We start from the raw sequence: 5,328 nt of genomic DNA, 5'->3' as shown, positions 1-5,328 counted from the left end.
TTGCAACCAGTCCTACCATAAAATACTGATTATTTTCCTTCCAAATTCGCGCGCTTTACTGATTTTTTAAATAACCTAGCAAGCAAGGGTTATTGCACACAACGGTCTTGTATATGGCTCGTAGCGTGCAAATTAGCGATAACTATTCGGTTAAGCACGAGCCGAATTTTTTAATTTTCTTATTATCTTTTTCTCTCAATAAGCCAAATTAAAAAATTTGGCGGACTTGCAAATATATCATAACTTTGGATTAAGCAACTAATTAGCTATGAGCTATATACGGTGTTGTGCAACGTTTTTTTTCAGCACTATTATTCCAATTATTAATCCTAAAATTCCAATTAAAATCATTAGCTCTGTTTTAAAACGAGATATGAATTTTAATGAATTAGACTTTTCTGTCAGTTGTATAATTGACGAGTTCGTTGGTAATGATATATGATTGAAGAAATACTCGGCTTCTTTAATGTCAGAATCGTCTTGCGAAATGCAATTAAACAGGAATAGGTTATTGTTTAATAGATAAACTTCTGATTGGTATAATCGATTCCCAATACTATCTGTCAATGTTAATTTTTGTCCTTTAAAACCATTTTTCTCAATACTTTCTTTAGAGACTATTGCTTTTGGATAATTTTTTGAAATATTTGGAACAGCCTCATCATAGATGCTTTTCAATTCCTCAAGATTATTTGGCAGTCTTGATTTCGTAATTAGCATCTTATTTCCGCTATACACGATTCCGTTTTTTTTCGCGGACAATTCATACATTTTTATTCCGTTCTCTTCCGAATTGAATAAATTGGCGTTTTCGGCGGGCAATTTAAACCTTGTAATAGAGTCTAATTCAAAGTCAAACCATTTTTCATTTTGCGAATATGATTGAATTGAAAATAATATAATTATCCAATAAAAATTTTTCAAGTTCTGGATTTTTAAATGTTGCACAACGGTCTAGTATAACCGTCAGTTACGGGATTAAAGTTAATGATTTTCGGTTAAGAACTGGCGTTAGCAATTCCGAGTGGATTCGGACGTAGTCGAATCCGCCGTAATTGCGGTTATACATTGTTGCCAGTAGTGTTTTTTATTTAATCTCATATAGATTATTATTAAAATCTTCGAGTACAAAAATCTTGTCAAATTCTGATTTCACATTATATGTTATGTTTCGGTCAATCAGATATGAACTGTCTCCATTGCTTCCAATAACAATAAGTAACCATTGTTTTTCAGTACTGTTTTCTTTGTATTTTGAAATTAGTTTCTCTTTTTTCGAAACAGCCTTTATCAATATTTCATTCGTTAAATCCTTTTGCCACCAAGCTCCTAAATTTTCAGAAATATTAATACCGGAATGAGGCATTTTCCATATTCTTTCGATAATTGGATTTTTCTCTAAAATGTCAGTCAGAACATATTTTTTTACTACTCGAACAACGGTAGCTATTAATTCTTCCTTTTCGGAAAGTTTAAAGTTAACATAGGGCAGTAGATAGCAGTTTGCTAGGAAATTAGGTAAGCTATTATCTTTTTTCAATTCTAATTCCGCTAAGTCAAATATGTTTTTAAAAAAACCTTCTCTTTCCTTTGATTTATTGTCGACAAGAATTTGATGTTCAAGTCCTACATATTCAGTCCCATTGGTCAATATAAAATCGGGTTTTTCAGTAACCTTTGATATTTCAAAATCATTTTCAAAGAACATTAAGAATTTCCCAACGTGACAAATTTCAAGGATCTTTTGTTGGTTTTTTCTTCTGTCGGTAAGCAAAGGTTCTAAATGTGAGTCAATCAGTCTTCCTAAAGACTTTTTGTTTTCTAAAACTGATTTATTGTTTTCAATTATTCTCATTTCTCACATTACTGGCAACGTCTCGTATAAAAACTGTGCGAGCTGGTGAGCTTGATTGTCCGCAGGACAATCAGCGATGCAAGTGAGAACAGACTTTAGATTCGAGAAAGGTTTGAGCATTGTTTTTATATATTGTTGGCATTAGTACTTTATCGGGTTCCTTAAATTAGATCAAAACGTAATTGATATGCTAATATCAGGTTATAAATCGAGCCCACTATTGTTATTATCCAAATGAGTTTTTTGGTGAAGATCCGAAATACGGCATAAAGCGTTAAAGTCAGAAGTCCGAGTATGATTGGGAAAAATAAGTGCGCAAGTCCGCCGAGTCCAACGTTGCTTAGATCACCAGTCATCGCTGTCAGCCAAGCCAAAAACATCACTGACAGAATTATAATCACGTTATTTTTTGTCCTTTCCAAAAAATGAATTACTGTCATATTTTTTGTATTAATGCCAACGAGCACATGTATGAAATGTTTGGGGATTGCGGGCTTCGTAGCTGTCTGCCGTTACAAAAGCTAATGCGGGGTAGAATGCTTCAAGTAACCACTAAACCCCCAAATATTTTATACATGATGTTGTATGCCGTTTTTATTATCTTAAATTTGGATAAGGGAAACGATATGAAACTGAAAATTTCTTTCCATTTACTTCAACTGCTTGTTTTTCCTTCAAGTCCGAAATTAACTTTATAAATTCTTCAAAGTTTTCTTTTGGTAAATACAAACTGTATAGAGATTCGCTCCTTTCAATTGTCGATTCGCTTTCTAAATTCGGCCAATTTTCAGGCCATTCTTTTGGTTTTTCTGGAGAATGACTGTAGTCTGTAAACATTACTTCGATATGATCAGGTAACCATTCCTTCGCTTTATTGCTTTTAAATTTCTTAATGTTGTCATAGACTGTTAAAAAATCTTTTGGAGTTTGTTTTCTAGTTTCATTGTCTTTTTTATCGAGATTGCCATAAACACTAATTTGCTTTACAGTGTCAAAGTTTAGAAGCAAAATGTTTGTTGGTTGGTCAGTCCAACTTGAAGCTTCTATGTAATCCTGTTGAGTCATTAAACTATCAGTAATACCAAATGATTTTATTATTTTTTGAGTTGTTTCTCGGTCGTTAGTCACTTCGAAATATTTCCATTTCTTTTTAACTACTTTTTTGTAAATAATTTGCCCGTTTTCGTAGAGAGCAAAAGTTGGTACATCAGAACCAATTACCATAAGCCAAGGGTCTGTTTCAACTAAAACAACAATTGGTTGTCCGTATTTTTCATTCCATTCTTGTCCAAAAGAATAATTGGTAAGAAGTAGCATAATAAATCCAATAATGTATTTTTTCATAATTCTGTTTTAAATGGCATACAACGTTTGGTATAAGCGCAGTAGCGGGATTTGCGCACGAACCTTTCGATTTTTACTGTCTTTATTTTTATAAAATTACTTTTGGTCTAGTACTAACTCCGCTATTGCGTTTATACTCGTGTTATGTGCAGTCTTTAAGTATCAGTCTTTTATACATCGCACTGCTAATGCCCAATTACTTTCAAATGAGCGATAAATAGTGTTTTTCGTTGCAAACAATTCTCTAGTATATAGTAAATCAGTACCTGCACTTGTACTTGTCCAAAATGGAGCACTAAATCCTAAATTTTCAAAATTATTTTCTTCAATTACAGCTCCACCCGTTCTATATCCTCCTGGAAGCGCTTTAAATCCAAATGTATCTGTACCGCTTCCGTTTTGAAGCCAATCTGTGGAAGATTTGAGTTCTTTTCCAACATCAAAACCTCTATAAGTAACATTATCCCATTCACTATCCCCCACGGGAAATTGGCTATCCACAGTTCCCTCTAAAATTTTCCATTCTTCATCACTAGGTAAATGCCATCCATCTGGACTAACAATTAAAGCCTTTTCTCTATTGTATAGTTTTCCATATATTTCACCATTACCTTCATTATTTAAATAATCCCAACATCCTTCATCTATTTTAAAGTTTAAGTTTTGAGCCATCCAACATTGATTTCCAATTTGGATTGTTTGGTATATATTCCCATCTCTTGGATCAAAAAATTCATTACCACAAGTAAATTGAGCACTGAGAATTACCTGTTTTTCTAAAGTGGTTGAAGATTCTTTGTCATCTATAGCAACAATTTCAAAATGATATGTTCCTTCGGTTTCTAATGATGTATCCCAAGTAAAATTATATGGTGCCGAATTTAGAGTTTCTACCACAGTATTGTTAATTAGTAATTTAGCGTTGGTAATAAACCCGTCACTGTCCGAAATATTGGTTTTTATTGTCAATGTTGGTCCAATAATAATTTCAGTTACATCTATTCGTGTAAGAAGTTCAATTATTGGAGATTCATTATTTACTTCGGATGTTGTATTATCATCACTACAAGAGGTAAATAATATTGTCAATACAATTGCAATTTTAAAATTAGCAAGTTTTAAGTTCTTCATTTTTTTTATTTTTGATTGCACATAACGTTTAGTATAACCGCAGTTACGGGATTAAATTTAATGTTTTTCGGATAAGCACCTACGGTAGCAATTACGTGTGGATTCGGACGCAGTCGAATCCGCCGTAATTGCGGTTATACAGTGTTACAAACAGTTTTTCTAGAGTTTGTAATTAACTCCCAAATTAATAACTGAAGATTTTATTGTATTATTTCTCTCAATTAGCCCTGCGAAGTATCTCGCATTTATTCCGATTTGACTTGTTAAATTATAACCAACCCCTAAAGCTGCGCCGAAATCAAATTTATCACAATTTGGACAATCTTCACTGACTCCGAAGGGACTTCCAAATTCAGTAAATGGATCATCTGTTATTTTTTCCTTTCTACTCACGATATATCCTAGTTGTGGACCAATTTCAATATAAAACTTTTCCGATGGATATATTTGTAGCATAATCGGAAGTGAAATAGTAGATTCCGTAACTCTTGATTTTAGTTCTCCTACAATAGGTGCTTCGTCTGGTTCAAACCTCAATTCAATTTCTTGTGATGTATTAGTACCCTGTAAAGCAAAAAGTAATTCTGGTTGTAATTTTAAAATGTCAGAAAAGCCAACATTGACAAAACCGCCTACAAAAAATCCAAACTTGCCATTAAAATCCACGACTTCAATTCCGTTAAACTCAAGATTGGGAGTATATTTTGAATAATTTATACCAGCTTTTAAACCATATTCCGTGGTCGTATTTTGTCCGAAGATATTGGTTGTCAATAATGCTAATCCGATAATAAAAGTAATTTTTCTCATTTGCTATTTTTGTTATTAATTGTTTGTAACGTTTCGTATATGATAAGTAGGCGATCACTAAGCCCTAAATTTTTGTTTAATCCTAAAGTTTGATACAAGCCAAAAATATTTCAATTAGTACTTTTTCGCCTATTTTTCATATACATTGTTGTGTGTCAGTAAATATAGCCTTTCGATTCAAAAATAAC

General features: G+C 32.7%; 5 protein-coding genes. All 5 read right to left on the bottom strand.

Translation table 11 applies throughout. The features are described 5' to 3' along the window. Nucleotides 1–273 precede the first annotated feature (273 nt). The 5 genes from FHP04_RS14000 to FHP04_RS13980 all read right to left on the bottom strand — a co-directional run bounded on the left by FHP04_RS14000 (nt 274) and on the right by FHP04_RS13980 (nt 5,140). On the bottom strand, nt 274–924 hold the full coding sequence (locus FHP04_RS14000) for a hypothetical protein (RefSeq protein ID WP_139856776.1): 651 nt from the start codon (nt 922–924) through the stop codon (nt 274–276). A 163-nt stretch (nt 925–1,087) separates the two neighbouring features. Further along, the gene (locus FHP04_RS13995; protein WP_139856775.1) at nt 1,088–1,855 is read right to left on the bottom strand and encodes a hypothetical protein; all 768 of its coding nucleotides are present in this window, start codon (nt 1,853–1,855) and stop codon (nt 1,088–1,090) included. 597 nt (nt 1,856–2,452) lie between these two features. Beyond that, nucleotides 2,453–3,199 carry a hypothetical protein gene (locus FHP04_RS13990; RefSeq protein WP_139856774.1) on the bottom strand — a complete coding sequence of 249 codons (747 nt, stop codon included), beginning with the start codon at nt 3,197–3,199 and terminating at the stop codon, nt 2,453–2,455. Nucleotides 3,200–3,361: 162 nt separating this feature from the next. Continuing rightward, nucleotides 3,362–4,330: an FISUMP domain-containing protein gene (locus tag FHP04_RS13985; RefSeq protein ID WP_139856773.1), complete on the bottom strand. Its 969-nt coding sequence runs from the start codon at nt 4,328–4,330 to the stop codon at nt 3,362–3,364. Between the two features lie 159 nt (nt 4,331–4,489). After that, the gene (locus FHP04_RS13980; protein ID WP_139856772.1) at nt 4,490–5,140 is read right to left on the bottom strand and encodes a porin family protein; all 651 of its coding nucleotides are present in this window, start codon (nt 5,138–5,140) and stop codon (nt 4,490–4,492) included. Between the last annotated feature and the right edge of the window lie 188 nt (nt 5,141–5,328).

Source organism: Aequorivita sinensis (assembly GCF_006346335.1).
GTDB classification, from domain to species: domain Bacteria; phylum Bacteroidota; class Bacteroidia; order Flavobacteriales; family Flavobacteriaceae; genus Aequorivita; species Aequorivita sinensis.
Note: the sequence above shows the minus strand (reverse complement) of the source record. Positions and strands in the feature narration are given on the sequence as shown.